This is a genomic window from Pseudomonas sp. Leaf48 (assembly GCF_001421885.1).
Lineage (GTDB): Bacteria > Pseudomonadota > Gammaproteobacteria > Pseudomonadales > Pseudomonadaceae > Aquipseudomonas.
Genome location: NZ_LMLH01000030.1, coordinates 113,373 through 128,430 on the forward strand (window position 1 = coordinate 113,373; position 15,058 = coordinate 128,430).

General features: G+C 59.7%; 16 protein-coding genes and 1 pseudogene. 7 read left to right on the plus strand and 10 right to left on the minus strand.

All coding sequences use genetic code 11. The annotated features are described in order from the left end of the window. The first annotated feature begins 51 nt into the window (after positions 1–51). Both amn and ASE98_RS21235 read left to right on the plus strand, forming a co-directional pair. A complete protein-coding gene (amn, locus tag ASE98_RS21230) occupies positions 52–1,551 on the plus strand; it encodes an AMP nucleosidase (protein ID WP_177336991.1) in 1,500 nt (499 codons plus the stop codon). A 72-nt stretch (positions 1,552–1,623) separates the two neighbouring features. Next, the gene (locus ASE98_RS21235) at positions 1,624–2,259 is read left to right on the plus strand and encodes a pseudouridine synthase (RefSeq protein WP_060543285.1); all 636 of its coding nucleotides are present in this window, start codon (positions 1,624–1,626) and stop codon (positions 2,257–2,259) included. On the opposite strand, the gene ASE98_RS21240 is transcribed toward ASE98_RS21235, so the two are convergent. The 3 genes from ASE98_RS21240 to ASE98_RS26715 form a co-directional block, all read right to left on the minus strand. Next, complete coding sequence (locus ASE98_RS21240; protein ID WP_039594082.1) at positions 2,254–2,463, minus strand: DUF2788 domain-containing protein; 210 nt, start codon at positions 2,461–2,463, stop codon at positions 2,254–2,256. The genes ASE98_RS21235 and ASE98_RS21240 overlap by 6 nt on opposite strands. A 210-nt stretch (positions 2,464–2,673) precedes the next feature. Then, positions 2,674–3,153: an Lrp/AsnC family transcriptional regulator gene (locus ASE98_RS21245; RefSeq protein WP_007937367.1), complete on the minus strand. Its 480-nt coding sequence runs from the start codon at positions 3,151–3,153 to the stop codon at positions 2,674–2,676. Positions 3,154–3,409: 256 nt separating this feature from the next. Further along, positions 3,410–3,565 carry a hypothetical protein gene (locus ASE98_RS26715; RefSeq protein ID WP_156465539.1) on the minus strand — a complete coding sequence of 52 codons (156 nt, stop codon included), beginning with the start codon at positions 3,563–3,565 and terminating at the stop codon, positions 3,410–3,412. A gap of 14 nt (positions 3,566–3,579) precedes the next feature. Between ASE98_RS26715 and ASE98_RS27340 the strand changes: the two are divergent. Beyond that, positions 3,580–3,872 (plus strand): annotated as a pseudogene (locus ASE98_RS27340) (hypothetical protein); the annotation flags it as partial. A gap of 84 nt (positions 3,873–3,956) precedes the next feature. On the opposite strand, the gene ASE98_RS26185 reads toward ASE98_RS27340, so the two are convergent. The 3 genes from ASE98_RS26185 to ASE98_RS21260 form a co-directional block, all read right to left on the minus strand. Next, a complete protein-coding gene (locus ASE98_RS26185) occupies positions 3,957–4,682 on the minus strand; it encodes a peptidase E (protein ID WP_162237409.1) in 726 nt (241 codons plus the stop codon). Between the two features lie 2 nt (positions 4,683–4,684). Further along, a complete protein-coding gene (locus ASE98_RS21255) occupies positions 4,685–5,680 on the minus strand; it encodes a ThiF family adenylyltransferase (protein WP_060543286.1) in 996 nt (331 codons plus the stop codon). A gap of 62 nt (positions 5,681–5,742) precedes the next feature. Then, positions 5,743–5,976, minus strand: coding sequence for a hypothetical protein (locus ASE98_RS21260; RefSeq protein ID WP_060543287.1), 234 nt, complete (start codon positions 5,974–5,976; stop codon positions 5,743–5,745). Positions 5,977–6,277: 301 nt separating this feature from the next. Here ASE98_RS21260 and ASE98_RS21265 point away from each other — a divergent pair, with 301 nt between their 5' ends. Then, a complete protein-coding gene (locus ASE98_RS21265; RefSeq protein ID WP_060543288.1) occupies positions 6,278–7,357 on the plus strand; it encodes a DUF6515 family protein in 1,080 nt (359 codons plus the stop codon). On the opposite strand, the gene ASE98_RS21270 is transcribed toward ASE98_RS21265, so the two are convergent. Both ASE98_RS21270 and ASE98_RS21275 read right to left on the minus strand, forming a co-directional pair. Continuing rightward, positions 7,342–8,247: a cation diffusion facilitator family transporter gene (locus tag ASE98_RS21270; RefSeq protein ID WP_060543289.1), complete on the minus strand. Its 906-nt coding sequence runs from the start codon at positions 8,245–8,247 to the stop codon at positions 7,342–7,344. The genes ASE98_RS21265 and ASE98_RS21270 overlap by 16 nt on opposite strands. 28 nt (positions 8,248–8,275) lie before the next feature. After that, positions 8,276–8,695, minus strand: coding sequence for a hypothetical protein (locus ASE98_RS21275; RefSeq protein WP_060543290.1), 420 nt, complete (start codon positions 8,693–8,695; stop codon positions 8,276–8,278). Between the two features lie 352 nt (positions 8,696–9,047). On the opposite strand from ASE98_RS21275, the gene hrpB reads away from it, so the two are divergent. Next, positions 9,048–11,564, plus strand: coding sequence for an ATP-dependent helicase HrpB (hrpB, locus tag ASE98_RS21280; RefSeq protein ID WP_060543291.1), 2,517 nt, complete (start codon positions 9,048–9,050; stop codon positions 11,562–11,564). Between the two features lie 115 nt (positions 11,565–11,679). On the opposite strand, the gene ASE98_RS21285 is transcribed toward hrpB, so the two are convergent. Next, a complete protein-coding gene (locus ASE98_RS21285; protein ID WP_060543292.1) occupies positions 11,680–12,759 on the minus strand; it encodes an endonuclease/exonuclease/phosphatase family protein in 1,080 nt (359 codons plus the stop codon). Positions 12,760–12,834: 75 nt separating this feature from the next. After that, complete coding sequence (locus ASE98_RS21290; RefSeq protein WP_060543398.1) at positions 12,835–13,509, minus strand: YciC family protein; 675 nt, start codon at positions 13,507–13,509, stop codon at positions 12,835–12,837. Between the two features lie 177 nt (positions 13,510–13,686). On the opposite strand from ASE98_RS21290, the gene ASE98_RS21295 reads away from it, so the two are divergent. Then, complete coding sequence (locus ASE98_RS21295) at positions 13,687–14,448, plus strand: DUF2076 domain-containing protein (RefSeq protein ID WP_060543399.1); 762 nt, start codon at positions 13,687–13,689, stop codon at positions 14,446–14,448. Between the two features lie 120 nt (positions 14,449–14,568). Beyond that, the gene (locus ASE98_RS21300; protein ID WP_007946629.1) at positions 14,569–15,048 is read left to right on the plus strand and encodes a LabA-like NYN domain-containing protein; all 480 of its coding nucleotides are present in this window, start codon (positions 14,569–14,571) and stop codon (positions 15,046–15,048) included. Positions 15,049–15,058 lie beyond the last annotated feature (10 nt).

The following is a 15,058-nucleotide window of genomic DNA, read 5'->3' on the forward strand; positions in this document are numbered from 1 at the left end:
TATTTTTGTAGCAGCACGCAACTGTTCCCGTGAAGCGACGATGCAGGCAAGATGAAGCTCTGCAAGTCAGAACACAGGATGCTGATCGTGACCGAAGCTTTTATTGTCGTTCAAACCGCCGAGCAAGCCGTGGACCGGCTCGCACTCTTGCACAGTCGTGCGACTACTGCGCTGAATCAGGCGCTCAAGCGTTACCTCAAGGACCGTGTCGAGCCTGATGCCGAACAGCGTGCGATGTTCCGGTATCCCGAGTTGCGCCTGACTTACCATTGCCAGGGCGAAGTCCCGCAGACCACCCGGGCCTACGCCAAGGTGCAATTGCCGGGCACCTACAGCGTCACCGTCACCCATCCGGCGGCTTTCCGTAAATACCTGCTGGAGCAACTGGTTCCGTTGATGCATGACTTCACCGTGACGGTCGAGGTGGGTCTCAGTCAGCAGAATATTCCTTACCCATACGTCGTCGAGCAGGGCGATGAGCTGGCCGGTTCCGGCGTCACCGCTGCGGTGCTGGCGCGGGTGTTCCCCAGTACCGACCTGTCGGCGGCAACCGATGGCATTGCCGACGGACTCTACGATTGGGAAAACACCGACCCACTGCCCCTGGCACTGTTCGATGCCGCACGGGTGGATTTCTCCCTGCGTCGACTGGTGCATTACACCGGCAGTGACTGGCGGCATGTGCAGCCGTGGATTCTGCTGACCAACTATCACCGTTACGTCGACCAGTTCATCGTCCATGGCCTGGAGCAGCTGCGCAACGACCCGCGTTTCGTGCGCATGGTGCTGCCGGGCAACGTGATCATCGAAAAGACCATGGATCACGGGGAAGCCTCGGCAATTGCCGCCGGCGTGGTCTGGCACCGCTACCAGATGCCGGCGTATCACCTGATCGCCAGCGATGGCCATGGCGTGACCCTGGTGAACATCGGCGTCGGCCCGTCCAACGCCAAGAACATCACCGACCATCTGGCGGTGCTGCGTCCGCATTGCTGGCTGATGATCGGCCACTGCGGTGGCTTGCGGCAGTCGCAAACCATTGGCGACTACGTGCTGGCGCACGCCTACATGCGCCGCGACGGGATCCTCGACCGGGTCGTGCCGCCGAACATTCCCATTCCGGCCCTGGCCGAAGTGCAGCTCGCCCTTCAGCAGGCGGCGGCCAATATCACCGGGGAGAAAGGCGATGAACTGAAAAAACGCCTGCGCACCGGTACCGTGCTGACCTACGACGATCGTAACTGGGAACTGCGCTGGGCCCAGGAGCGTCCGTTGATCAACCTGTCCCGCGCCGTAGCCGTGGACATGGAAAGCGGCACCATCGCGGCGCAAGGTTATCGATTGCGGGTGCCTTACGGCACGCTGCTGTGTGTATCGGACAAGCCGCTGCACAGCGAAATCAAGTTGCCGGGTTCGGCGAACGCCTTCTATGAACGCGCGGTCAGCCAGCACCTGAAGATCGGCATCGAAGCGGTGGATCTGTTACGCACCGAGCTCAACTCGTTGCACTCGCGCAAGCTGCGCAGCTTCGACGAACCGCCGTTCCGCTGACGGTTGTCATGGTCATTTGGCGGTCTGGGCACTAGCATTGTCAGCCCAGACCGTTAGATGTTCTTACTTCCCATGCCTCGTCCGCCACGTCCTGCCTCTCGCCGTCCCGGCGCAAATCCTGCGAAACCCGCCCCGCGTCGCGTCGCCAAGGCGCCCCCGACCGAGCCGAAACTGATCCTGTTCAACAAGCCGTTCGATGTGCTGACGCAATTCAGCGACGGCGAAGGGCGCGCGACCCTCAAGGACTTCATCGAGATTCCGGGCATTTACCCGGCAGGACGTCTGGACCGAGATAGCGAAGGCTTGCTGCTGCTGACCAATGACGGCCAGCTTCAGGCGCGGATTGCCGACCCGAAACACAAACTGGCCAAGACCTATTGGGTGCAGGTGGAGGGCGAGCCGAGCGCCGAGCAGTTGCAGCGCTTGCGCGACGGTGTCGAGTTGAATGACGGCATGACCTTGCCCGCCGAGGCGCGGCAACTGCAAGAGCCGCAACTGTGGCCGCGCAATCCACCGGTGCGCTTTCGCAAAAGTGTGCCGACCAGTTGGCTGGAATTGGTGATTCGCGAAGGGCGCAACCGGCAGGTCCGGCGCATGACGGCAGCGGTGGGGTTGCCGACGTTGCGGCTGGTGCGGGTCAGGATCGGCGACTGGACGATCGAAGGGCTCGATCAGGGCCAGTGGAAAGAGGTGCCGGCGCGCTTATAGGGTGCCGCTCTCGATCAGGCCGATCACCACACTCTTGATGATGAAGGCGGCCACGCCAAGACCCAGCACAAAGAACAGAATGAACGAGCCGAACCGCCCGGCCTTGGACTTCTTCGCCAGATCCCAGACGATGAAACCCATGAAAATGATCAGGATGCTGACCAGTCCGGTCATCATCCACTCTTCGAAAACTGCAGGATCCATCGGACATCTCCAGCGCGGGGGCGGCTAAAAGGGCGCGGGGAGTATACGGCACGCTGGGTTGGTGCAGCATGGGCCTGCGGCGGTGTGTCGCAGTCATTCGTCGCCTGTGCCGGCCCCATCGCTGGCAAGCCAGCTCCCGCAAGGTTTAACGCCGATCACAACATTGCGAACGACACAAAACCTGTAGCTGGCTTGCCAGCGATGAGGGACTCAGCTACGCAGATGAGTCAAAGGCAGTTCGGTACTGTTCAAAACCTGATTCAGCACAAAACTCGAACGCACGCTGGTAACGCCTTCAATCCGGGTCAAATGCCCGAGCAGCAGTTTCTGGTAGTGGTCCATATCCGGTACCACGACCTTGAGCTGATAGTCAGCGTCCATCCCGGTCACCAGGCTGCACTCCAGCACTTGCGGCAGGGTGCGAATCGCCGCTTCGAAGTTCTCGAAGCGCTCCGGAGTATGGCGGTCCATGCCGATCAGCACATAGGCAGTGAGGCTCAGGCCAAGCATTTTGCGGTCGAGCAGGGCGACCTGGCGGGAAATGTAGCCGTCATCTTCCAGTTGCTTGACCCGGCGCGAACATGGTGAAGGAGACAGGCCGATGCGCTCGGCCAGCTCCTGGTTGGAGATGCGCGCGTCGCGTTGCAATTCCGCCAAAATGCTCAGGTCGTAACGGTCGAGTTTGCTCATCAATCAGGTCCTTGTCGTAACTATTGCGGCAGATTATGTATCTTGGGTTAAAAATTGCGCAAGTGATGTTTATTTGAGCAATCTTCGCAATCCTTTGTCGCCGCCTCAGGCCTATTCTTATCACCAGAATCACTGCTCGGACAAACAGTCCAGTGCGGCCCGCCCAATCAGGCCCGCCGCGGTCGCCACCCCCACAGGGGATGTGCCGGCCCCCGAGCTACACACTGTCCAGAAGACGGCGTGAGGTGAGCCGACGTCAAAAGCGTCGAGCCAGGACGAAGTTCTCAAGGGGAGGCCGACGGGTCTCCCCTTTTTCTTGTGCGAATAAGCCTCCCCGCCCACCGCTGGCCGGTAAGGCCTGGCTTGCCAGCGATTTTTTGATTTTCACTTCCTCGGTCAGTTCGACATTCATCAAGGTTTTCACTCATGGAATTGCATCTAGAAATCGTCGCCCTCTTTTCCCTCGAATCGGCTTATTAGTCGAAAGATCAGAGCCTGATTTTGCGGGATGATCTGGTCATGGGGGATTTCCGGCGGGATGTGTTTGAGTTGTTGGTGCGTCGGGGAGATGTCGAAACGACCCAGTAAATGAGTGCATGGGTTTGGCGCTGGACGCCATCGGTGGTGTGGACAAGCCGTTGGGGCGGGAACCGCAGGGATTGGCGGCTGAGTCCAGCAATCAAAAAATGGAGCAGCTTGATGCCCCACTAATCTCGCTCACCTCGGCAGAAAACGGGTACCCCCCCGCCATGACGTGGGAGGGTGGATGCAGTCACCCTTTACGTTTGGACGGCTTGCAGGGATTACAATGGCAGTTTTTCACCGGAGGCAAATCGATCAGCGCGCACCTCACCAGACTGCTCTGTGTAGATGTAAGCGTATGCGCGAGGGAGAGAAGTGAAGACTTGAGCGACACCATTCTCCCAGAAGATCGCAGCGCCATTGTCACAAGCAACGGCCCTTTCTCCGGACGAGCCAACAAGATTCAGCAGAGGTTCATGTCTCTGCTCTTTATCGAGGTGAGGGCAGAAAACGCCCGGCAGAAAACCCAGCCCTTCAAGCCGCTTCAGGCTCCAGCTTGAACCTTCAACGGCGCAGAACCGATCCGAGTCGCTAAGCCCTGCTTCATACCAGCAGATCGCTCCAGCACTCAGACCAGACAGGACGGTGCCATTTTGTCCTGCTTGGCGAAGGGCCAGATCGATTCCGTAGTCTCGCCAGATTTTGAGCATCCTTTGCGTATTTCCGCCGCCCACATACACAAGGTCAGCAGTTAGAATTTTTTGTATCGCATCTTGTTGAGAGAAGTTTGATTTTGTAGCCAGGAGAAAATCAACTTTGCACCCAAGCTGCTTGCCATAGACATGCTGAAAAGTTTTACAGTATCCCTCTGCGTCGCCACTTGCGGTTGGGATAAAGAGGGCTTTCGGCTCGCGTTTGTCTGTCTGACTGCAGATAAAATAATCCAGCTCTAAAGTTTCGAGCTGTGAAATTTCACCGCCTCCAATTGTTATAACTTTCACGCTCACCCCTAGTTCAAAAATGCTTCACGACGCGAAAATGGAATCCAAGATAGGCTAAGCCCAGTACTTTCCTTACGCCAAGATGTACTTTCAGGGAACCCTATCGCATGAATTGCGGATGATGCAACCACACCGGCTACTTCTACATTCATTGGCCCAAAACTTGGCCCAATGAAATTTGGGGCCCTTGTCCACATAATTGCGTCAGAATCATCTTCTGTTTGCGCGTCCGGTTTGCCGAACGCTTTCACCAATGCTGTGTACTGGTAGTAGCCGCAGGAGATGGTTAAGAAGCCATGTTTATGCGCTAAATCCTTCAGTTTCTCTTGAGCAACTCCTAGTGGTTCATCAGCTGACAGTACAACCACATCCACACCTCTGGTCAGTTCATCAAGTTGGCTGTCGTCAACTTGCTGCACGAGTGCACGGCAGCTTCTCAGTGAATAGCGACGCTCCAAGGCATTTTTCAATACTTCGACTTTTGGTCGTCCAACATCATTCCTTTCCCAGAGGAACTGCCGATTTAGGTTGCTCGCTTCAATAGTGTCGGGGTCAACAAGGATCAGGTCTTCAATGCCAGCGCCAGCAAGCTGCATGGTAACGAGCGAACCGATGCCGCCACATCCAATAATTAATGCCCGAGCATTTCGGATATGTTCAAATGCTTTGATTAATTCTTGGCAGTTGCGAGAAATACAGCAAAAATAAGATGCAGTTCTACTGGTCTTTTCATTACGCAGGAGCTCACGCGCCGCGAAAACTTGCTCTTCATCGCCAAAAAGAATAGAGCTCGATAAAACCAGAGCTTCGAAGACTGCTTCCTGAGTGGGTGGAAGAGGGACCTGTATAATTCCATTCGGTCCTGCAATGTATGCAAACTCTGCGCCCTTGATGCCCTCGATAACGGCCGGACGTAACAAGCCGACCACTTTATTGTTTGCATAAACAATAGAGTCGGATATCCGTTCATCTCCGACGGATAGAGATTTTATTAGAGAGTCCATTCCAGCCTTCCGTTATATTGCAAAGGAGAGACCAGCGATTGCCGGTCTCGAGTGGAGTAAACTTAGTTGCAAGCAAGCGGGTGCGGCTTCATGAACAGCTTGCAAGTAGTCACAGCAACCATATGCCCTGCTTGTTGCTGGGCTAAGGGAGCTGTTTTGGAGGTAGGGTTGGTAACCAAGACTTGCGACAGATCCTTTACAAGATCTTTGTCAAACGAAGCCTGATTTTCTGCCATGGCAGCAGCGTGGGCTGAAAGAAGGAGGGTTGCAGCGAAAGTTACCGATTTAACATGCATCTTCTATCTCCTGATAGTGCGTATTTCGTGTCAATGACACGTCATTAGCGAGGCTAACCTTGCCTCATTGCGAATGATATCGAGATTCATTATCAAGTGCAATAGTTTGTCACTAACTTGCGGGCGCCCAGAATTCATGGGCAGGCCTACGGAGTCCCGCCACAGGGCCAACCGACTCAATTCTGAACGCGTTTGCTACGCGGCCCTCAATAAATAAACTGCGCGGCGGATAACCTGTCGCAGAACCGGCCCTGGCTTTGCCAGTCTTATGTACAGGCCCTAACCCGCAGTGAGGAAGAGCATGAAGTCGCGCATCTGGCGTTTGGCCGGTGTTGGTTTGCTGTGTGTCAGTGTCACTGCGCAATCGCTGGCCGATCAACCGCAGAACCGGGGTCCCGATGGCGGCCAGCACGGATCTGACGGTCATCAGGGCAACAACCGGGGCGGTGGTGGCAACTATCAAGGGCAACCGCAAAACGGTCAGCCTCACTATCAGCCACCTGCGCAGGGCAACGACGTCATTCGTGGCGACAATAGCCGTCAGTTCGAGCACAACGGCCAGGATCAGCATAACGGCAAGAACCCGAACAATGGTCAGTGGCAGAACCGTCCGCAACCGGATTTGAACAGCCCGGTTCGATCACCGCCGCCCTCACCGCAACTTCCCGCCAACGACCTGCCGATTTCGGGCCGGCCAGACACCGTGCGCCAGACCCAGCAACCGCAGCGTGGGTACTATCAGGATGTGCCGCGACGCAATGACTACAACCAGCGGTGGAATGGCTATATCGGCGCACCTTCCAGCGACAATCATTGGCAGGGGCGACCGGACGGGCACGGCAACGGTTGGGGCCCGGGGCCGAAGTATCGCCCCGGCCAAGTCATCGACCGCTTCCCGGACCGTGATTACCGCGTACCTTACCGTGGCATGGATTACTTCTACTCCGGCGGTTACTGGTATCGCCCATTGGGTCCGCAATATGTGGTGGTGGAGCCGCCGCGTGGTATTCGGGTCAGCTATTTGCCGGACTTTGCCCAGCAGGTCTGGGTGGGTGGGGCGCTGCTGTTTCTCGCGGCCGGCTCGTATTACGCCTATCAGGCCAATACCCAGGATTACGTCGTGGTGGAGCCGCCGGTTGGCAGCGCGCAATCGCAGCCACAATCGGCCGGCAATGGTTATGACGTAGTGGCGTACCCGGTCAACGGCCAGTCACCGGAGCAGGTCAGCCGGGATGGCTACGAGTGCTATCAGTACGCAGTGCAACAGAGTGGTTTCGACCCGCGAACCGCCACCTATCAACCGGACCCGTCGGTGGTGCAAAGCTACCGTCAGGCCCAGGGGAACTGCCTGGGAAGTCGCGGATATCAGGTGACTGAATGAGCCCTGGCAGCGTTCATCACTTCCTGCGGATCGGCGTGCACCAGCACTTCGGCCCGGGGGTAGGCGTCGTGAATTGCCGCGGCTGCCTGATCGCTGATGCCGTGGGCGACTGACAGCGTCAGTTCCCCCGGCAGCTCCAGATGCAACTGCACGAACCATTGGTTGCCGGAGATCCGTGTGCGCAGATCATGTGCACCCAACACCCCGGGCACGCTGCAGGCCAGCTCCAGCATGTGCTGGCTGATATCCGGCGGCAGCTCTTCATCCATCAACACGGTAAAGCTCTCACGGGCGATCTGCACCGCGCTCCAGAAAATGTACGCGGCAATACCCAGGCCGAACCAGGGGTCGATCTGGTGCCAGCCGAACCCGGCGAGCACCAGCGCCACCAGAATGCTGCCGTTGAGCAGCAAGTCCGAACGGTAATGCAGGGAGTCGGCGCGCACGGCATTGGAACCGGTGGCCTTGACCACCCGATGTTGCAGCATCAGCAAGGCCAGGGTCAGCACCAGCGAGAACACAATCACCCCGATGCTGATCCACGGCGCGCCGACCGGCTCAGGATGCTTCAGCCGCTCGAATGCCTGTAGGGCAATCAGCACCGCACTGCCGCCAATGAACAATGCCTGGGCCATGCCCGCCAGCGACTCTGCCTTGCCGTGCCCATAGCGATGATCGTCGTCGGCCGGGCGCAAGGCGTAATGCACCGCCAGCAAGTTGAGCAACGAGGTGACACCGTCGAGGGCCGAGTCAGTAAGCCCGGCGAGCATGCTCACCGAGCCGCTCAACCACCAGGCGATGGCTTTGGCGACGATCAGCGTGCACGCCACGGCTACCGAGGCACGGGTCGCCAGCCGCAGCAGGCGGGCGTGTTCGGAGCTGGAAATCATAAGTGCGGCTTTTCCTCTGATGCGGCGATTACGCCGCAGGTTGCAGGCCGAACATCGCCAGTTGCTGAGTACTGCCCTTGTGCTGGATCAGGCGTGGATCATCCAGCGGCAAGCTGCGACCCAACTCACGCTGCAGAATAGACTGCAACTTGAGGTTATCGACCTTGCCGTCGGCGCCGATGGCTTCCTGGAGTTTTTCCGGGGCCACCTGGGCGGTCTTGCCTGGCTCGAAGTAGATGGCGCCGGTGGCGAAGTCGACGGCAAAGGCAATCAGCCCGGGGATGATGTAGAACAGCAGGCCCACAGCGTCGAGCACGACCACGGCCGGGTCGATCTTGCCGTCGATCTGGCCACGGCGATCGGGGTAGAAGATCGAACCGCAGGCGGTGATCTGGGTCAGCAGGGTGGCGACCAACACACCGCCAATCAGGCGAAAGGGAACACGCATGGCAAATCTCCTGAGTAGAACGTCTAGAGCGTCACTGGTTTGAGCCCAGAGTACGCCAAACAGTTCGCCGTTATACTCGTGCCCGCAGGGCGTGCCCACAGTAAATTGCGGTCGCGTCTCACCCCTACAGAGATAGTTGAGGATGAACGTTGTTTTTTTCAGTTCAACAACGCGTAACGGCTGGCAGTTGTAATCGGGGTTTGGCCCTGCGAGCTGAAGCTGTGGACGCGCCATGCTGCGTTGCGCAGCTTGGTAAGGAAACGACCCTTGCCTGCGTCCCGCGCCTTGCCTGGCACGCCCACTGCTTCAACGCGACTCGCAATTTACTGTGGGCACGCCTTGGGGAGCCAGCATGATTTCTTTGCCAATTGATGAAGTTTTACCCGCCCTGCGTGAAGCCCTGGCGTCACGCCACGAAGCCGTGCTCGAAGCACCACCCGGCGCCGGTAAAACCACCCGCGTGCCATTGGCCTTGCTCAACGAGCCATGGTTGGCCGGGCAGACCATCCTGATGCTCGAACCGCGCCGCTTGGCGGCGCGGGCGGCGGCGGAGCGCCTGGCCAGTGAGCTCGGCGAAAAGGTCGGCGAAACCGTGGGCTATCGGATTCGCCTCGACAGCAAGGTCGGGCCCAGGACCCGCATCGAAGTGGTCACCGAAGGCATTCTCACCCGGCGTTTGCAGGATGATCCGGCGCTGGAAGGCGTGGGTCTGTTGATCTTCGACGAGTTTCACGAGCGCAGCCTCGACGCCGATCTGGCGCTGGCCCTGAGCCTGAACGGCCGGGAGCTGCTCCGTGATGATCAGCCGCTGAAAATCCTGTTGATGTCGGCGACCCTGGAAGGCGAGCGCCTGGCCGGGTTGCTCGATGACGCGCCGATCCTGCGCAGTGAAGGGCGCATGTACCCGGTGGCGATGCGCTGGGGGCGACCGTTCCAGGCCGGAGAATTCATCGAGCCGCGCCTGGTGCAAACCGTTCTCGAAGCCTTGAATGACGAAACCGGCAGCGTGCTGGTGTTTCTGCCGGGGCAGGCGGAAATCCGTCGAGTGCATCAGCAACTGGCCGATGCCCTCGGTGACAATCCACAGATTCTGCTCTGCCCCTTGCACGGTGAACTGGACCTCGCCGCGCAGCGCGCCGCGATTGATCCGGCGCCGACGGGCAAGCGCAAAGTGGTGCTGGCCACCAACATCGCCGAAACCAGCCTGACCATCGACGGCGTGCGGGTGGTGATCGATGCCGGGTTGGCACGGGTGCCGCGCTTCGATCCCGGCAGCGGCATGACCCGTCTTGATACCCAGCGCATTTCCAGAGCCAGTGCTACCCAGCGCGCAGGTCGCGCCGGGCGTCTGGAACCGGGCGTTTGTTATCGCTTGTGGTCCCAGGACCAGCACGAACAATTGGCGGCTTACGGCAGTGCGGAAATTCTCTCGGCGGACCTCGCGGGCCTGGCCTTGCAACTGGGTCGTTGGGGCGTGACACCCGGGCAGTTGGTGTGGCTCGACGTGCCGCCTGCTGCCGCTTACGCCCAGGCCCAGGATCTGCTCGTGCGGCTGGGCGCCCTGGATGGCGAAGCGCTGACCCGTCACGGCCAGGCCATGGCTGAACTGCCGGCGCACCCGCGTATCGCCCATCTGCTCCTGCGCGGCCAGGCACTGGGTTTGGCGGACATGGCCTGCGATGTTGCGGCGCTGTTAGGCGAGCGCGATATCTTGCGCGGTGCCGGCGCCGATCTGCACAGCCGGCTGGTGCTGTTGTCCGGGGAGGAAAAGGCGGCTCGCGGCGCGCAGGGCGGAGTCCAGCGCGCGCGGCAACTGGCGCGCCAATATCGCGGGTACCTGCGTGGCAAGGCGGCGGAGCCGGTTGGCGACCCTGACCACCCGCGCTGGCTTGGAGCCTTACTGGCGCTGGCCTATCCCGACCGGGTTGCCCAGCAACGCCGTGCCGGTGGTGCGGAATATCGCTTGGCCAATGGTCGTGCGGCGCTGTTCGCCGAGGCTGACAGTTTGATGAAGCAGCCCTGGCTGGTGATTGCTGATCTCGGCAGTCGTCAGGGGCAGCGTGAAGAACGGATTTATCTGGCGGCGGATTTCGATCCAGCGCTGTTCGATTCAGTGTTGGCCGAGCAGGTACGCAGCGTCGACCAACTGGACTGGGACGAGCGTGAAGGCGTATTGCGTGCCGAGCGCCAGCGCAAGGTCGGTGAACTGATCCTCAGTCGCGAACCTTTGACCGGCCTCGACGAAAACGCCCGCAGCCAGGCGTTGGTGAACCTGGTGCGACGCAAAGGCCTGGAACTGCTGCCGTGGACCCCGCAGCTGCGCCAGTGGCAGGCGCGGGTGGCGTTGTTGCGGCATCTGGATCTTGCCGGCAAGGGTGAAAGCCAATGGCCAGACGTCAGCGACGCGGCGCTGCTAAAGAACCTGGAACAGTGGCTGATGCCCTATCTGGGCAAGGTCTCGCGGCTCAGCCATTTCGCCAACCTGGACCTGTCGAGCATCGTCCACAATCTGCTGCCATGGCCGCTGCCACAACGGCTGGATGAGCAGGCGCCGCATCACCTGAGTGTGCCCTCGGGCTCGTCGATTCGCCTGGATTACAGCGAGCAGCCACCGATCCTCGCAGTGCGTTTGCAGGAACTGTTCGGCCTGGCCGAAACCCCGCGCATCGCCGGAGGCCGGCAGGTGGTGAAACTGCATCTATTGTCGCCGGCACGACGTCCGGTGCAGGTGACCCAGGATCTGGCGAACTTCTGGGCCAGCACTTACGCCGAGGTGAAGAAGGATCTGAAGGGGCGCTACCCCAAACACTACTGGCCGGATGACCCGCTGGTGGCCGAGGCCACCGCGCGGATCAAACCTCGCAAGTGATCAACCGGGCCCGACGCTGCTCTACGATTTACGCATTTCCCCGTAGGAGCCGGCTTGCCGGCGATGGCGGCCGAATGGGCGAGTCCATTCAATTGCACAGATGCGTGGGTTGAGGCTAAGGGGCTGCCGGCAACAGAAACCGGGCAATCACCGGCAGGTGATCGGAGATGCGCAACGTATCGTCCTGCCGCACCTGCGCCTGCACTCGCTTGATTCGCGGACTGTAGAACAGGTAGTCAACGGTCCGGTCCGGACCGTTCAACCCGGGATCGTTCGGGTAGTGGGTCAGCCACCGTTCGCGGTCGACGCCACCGGCTTCGTTGTTGGTCGGGATCATCGGGTACTTGTCCCACAGCAGGTGCAACGCGCTGTCGGCGGAGTAGGGCGTGCGTTGCTCATCGGGCAGGCGTCGGTACTGGCCCAGCGGCAACAGGTTGAAATCGCCACCGATCAGCCAGGGGGTGCCGCCGCCTTCGTACTTGTCGAGGACTTTGGCTACGGCGCTCACCTGGTTTTGCAGGGTTTTGTCTGCCTGTGTCGCGCGCTCCAGATGGGTATTGAGCACCGCCAATTGTCCGCCGTCACTCAAGGGCAGATAGGCCACCAGCAAGGCATCCCTGGGTTTGAACTGACGGCTGATCGGGTTGCCCGGCGCATTCGGCAGTTGCAGGCGTTCGGCATGGTTGATCTGGTAGCGGCTCAGGGTTGCCAGTTGCCGGCCGACACTGCCGAAAATGTGTGGCTCAGGGACGAAATCGGCTTTCCAGTCGAAGGCGCTGGTGCTGCATGGATAGAGGTCGGCGAGCCGTTCATTGAGCAGTTTGAGCTGGTGCTGGTAAGCGCTGGTCTTGGCGTCGTCGTCGAGTTCCTGCAACAGCACGATGTCCGGCTGCTCGTCGCGAATCACCCGGGCCACTTCGTCGAGGCTGAAGGCCATGTCTTCCGGTGTGGGTCTTTCGTCGGCGCCAGCGGCCAGGTCATTCCAGAACACGTACCGCTTGCCTGCCAGATACTGAACGTTCCACGTCATTACCTTCAGCGCCTGGCCGGGAACCAGGGTCGGTGCCTGCGTACTGCAACTGACGGGCAGCACTTCCCTGGCTTCGGGACGCCAGGTCACGCTGTAGATCAGCATGCCGATTGGTCCGATAACAAACAGCAGGCCCAGCAGGGTGTAGCGCAGTAGACGGGTCATGGCTCGGCTTATAAGCGTTACAGGATTGTTCCCGAGCATACCTGAGAGCGCAGGCGGCACCCAAGGGCAGGGTGGTCAGAGCGGTCTGTCATTTGCGTCGGCGACCGGGCTGATCAGCATGAACAAACGAAACAGCACCACGCTGGTAAACAACTGCAGAAAACTGTGGGCGCTGTCGATCAACAGGGAAATCACAGGATTTTGTGGCTCCGGATAGACCGCCAGTGTGGCGCCCTTGAGCAGCCACAACGGCCCCATGACACAGAGGATGCACAGCAGGATGCGCAGGAAATTACCGCGGGTCATGCGCAGGCTTTCCTTCATCGCCGCCAGTGGCGCCAGGCCACGCAGCACCAGCAGGTATTCGCCGAACGCCAGGGTCACCATCAGGTAGATGCCCGGCAGGAAATACAGCGACAGGCCAAGCAGGATCAGCAAGGTGTTGAGCGCCGTCAGCAGGGCGAAGCGCGGCCACAGGCTTGCAGACATCGCCAGCAGGTCGCGGTTGCGGGGTGATTCGCCACGGCTGCGCGCGTCCAGAAAGAGGATCAGCGCAGCGGTGTACAGCGGATACACCAGCAAGCCGACGATCACACTGATACCGGGGAAACTGTCCGGCTCGGTGGAGTGGTCGACCACTTGCTGCAGCAGCGCCTCCACAATCACCAGAGGCAGGCACAGTTGCACGATCTGTCTCAGATTGCGCTGGAAGAAATACAGGGAGTCACGCAGTACATCTAACGGATTCATCAGTCGGTATCGCAGATTGGAAGCAGTGGCCCACTTTAACCGATGAAGTGCTGCGGCACGCAAACGTAAACGTTCGGTAAAGCTCATTGAAACAACTTGTTTCAGCCTCCATTAAGGTCGGGCACCTTATCCTCTGTGATAAAGGCAACGATTTTCCCGGCAATGTGCGAGGTCGCCATGAACAGCGAAGAACAAACCCTGATCGATGGACTGTTTTCCCGGCTGCAACAGGCCGAAACGGACTCAGCCCCGCGCGACGCCCAGGCTGAGGCGCGGATCAAGGAACACCTGACGCGCCAACCGGCGGCAGGGTATTTCATGACCCAGGCGATTCTGGTGCAAGAGGCGGCAATCAAGAGCCTCGACGAACAGAACAAACAACTGACCCAGCAACTCCAGCAGTTGCAGGACCAACTGCAACAGGCCAAAACCCAGGCAGCCCCGGCACCGGGCAGCGGCGGCTTTCTGTCGAGCATTTTCGGTGGCGGGCCTCGTGAGCCGCAGCCCGCGCCGACCCAGAGTGCGTCGCCCTCCAGCGGTGGCTGGCGCGAGCCAGGGCGGTCGTCATTCGGTGCGCAACAGCCGCAACAGAACTTCGCCGCCCCGCAGCAGGGCTATGCGCCGCAGCAACAGGCTCCGGCAGCGGCCGGCAGCAGCTTTCTCGGCGGTGCGCTGAAAACCGCAGCGGGTGTAGCGGGTGGCGTGATGCTGGCGCAAGGCATCAGCAGCCTGTTCCATCAAAATCAGCAGCCAGAGGTTGTCGAGGTCATCAAGGAAGAGCCCGCCCAGGTCAATGATCAGGGCAACAACGGCTGGGGTGATGACCAGCGCATGGCCGGTAACGACTCCTACAGCAACGATCAAGGCGGTTTCAGCGACGCCGACTACAGCAATGACGACTCGTCGTTCTTCGGCGGCGACGACGATTCCTACGTCTGACGCGCCATTCGTCCGGAGCGCTGCGGCGCTCCAGACCGATTATTCGCGGAACAATCCTTCGGGCTGGCATACTGGGCGACTTTTCGGCCCTGGTGCCTGATTCAGCCTCGAGGAAAACCGGTGAAAAAAATCGCAGTGTTCGCCGATGTCCAGAACCTCTATTACACCGTGCGTCAGGCTTATGGTTGCCACTTCAACTACGCCGCGCTGTGGGCTGACATCAGCAAACAGGGCGAGATAGTCGAAGCCTATGCCTACGCCATCGACCGTGGCGACAGCAAGCAGCAGCAGTTCCAGCAGATCTTGCGCAACCTCGGTTTCACCGTAAAGCTCAAACCCTACATCCAGCGCAGCGACGGCTCGGCCAAGGGCGACTGGGACGTGGGCATAACCCTCGACATCATGGACGCCGCCGACCATGTCGATGAAGTGGTACTGGCTTCCGGCGACGGTGATTTCGACATGCTGCTTGAACGCATCATCAGCAAGCACGGGGTGCAAGCGGTGGCCTACGGCGTGCCGGGCCTGACCGCCAACTCGCTGATCCGCGCCGCCAGTCGCTATGTGCCGATCGAAGGCGCTTTGCTGCTCAAGAATTGATTTTTACGGA

Coding starts and splice junctions, on each gene's coding strand:
- amn (WP_177336991.1), top strand. CDS start 52: ATGAAGCTCTGCAAGTCAGAACACAGGATGCTGATCGTGACCGAAGCT.
- ASE98_RS21235 (WP_060543285.1), top strand. CDS start 1,624: ATGCCTCGTCCGCCACGTCCTGCCTCTCGCCGTCCCGGCGCAAATCCT.
- ASE98_RS21240 (WP_039594082.1), bottom strand. CDS start 2,463: ATGGATCCTGCAGTTTTCGAAGAGTGGATGATGACCGGACTGGTCAGC.
- ASE98_RS21245 (WP_007937367.1), bottom strand. CDS start 3,153: ATGAGCAAACTCGACCGTTACGACCTGAGCATTTTGGCGGAATTGCAA.
- ASE98_RS26715 (WP_156465539.1), bottom strand. CDS start 3,565: ATGAATGTCGAACTGACCGAGGAAGTGAAAATCAAAAAATCGCTGGCA.
- ASE98_RS21255 (WP_060543286.1), bottom strand. CDS start 5,680: ATGGACTCTCTAATAAAATCTCTATCCGTCGGAGATGAACGGATATCC.
- ASE98_RS21260 (WP_060543287.1), bottom strand. CDS start 5,976: ATGCATGTTAAATCGGTAACTTTCGCTGCAACCCTCCTTCTTTCAGCC.
- ASE98_RS21265 (WP_060543288.1), top strand. CDS start 6,278: ATGAAGTCGCGCATCTGGCGTTTGGCCGGTGTTGGTTTGCTGTGTGTC.
- ASE98_RS21270 (WP_060543289.1), bottom strand. CDS start 8,247: ATGATTTCCAGCTCCGAACACGCCCGCCTGCTGCGGCTGGCGACCCGT.
- ASE98_RS21275 (WP_060543290.1), bottom strand. CDS start 8,695: ATGCGTGTTCCCTTTCGCCTGATTGGCGGTGTGTTGGTCGCCACCCTG.
- hrpB (WP_060543291.1), top strand. CDS start 9,048: ATGATTTCTTTGCCAATTGATGAAGTTTTACCCGCCCTGCGTGAAGCC.
- ASE98_RS21285 (WP_060543292.1), bottom strand. CDS start 12,759: ATGACCCGTCTACTGCGCTACACCCTGCTGGGCCTGCTGTTTGTTATC.
- ASE98_RS21290 (WP_060543398.1), bottom strand. CDS start 13,509: ATGAATCCGTTAGATGTACTGCGTGACTCCCTGTATTTCTTCCAGCGC.
- ASE98_RS21295 (WP_060543399.1), top strand. CDS start 13,687: ATGAACAGCGAAGAACAAACCCTGATCGATGGACTGTTTTCCCGGCTG.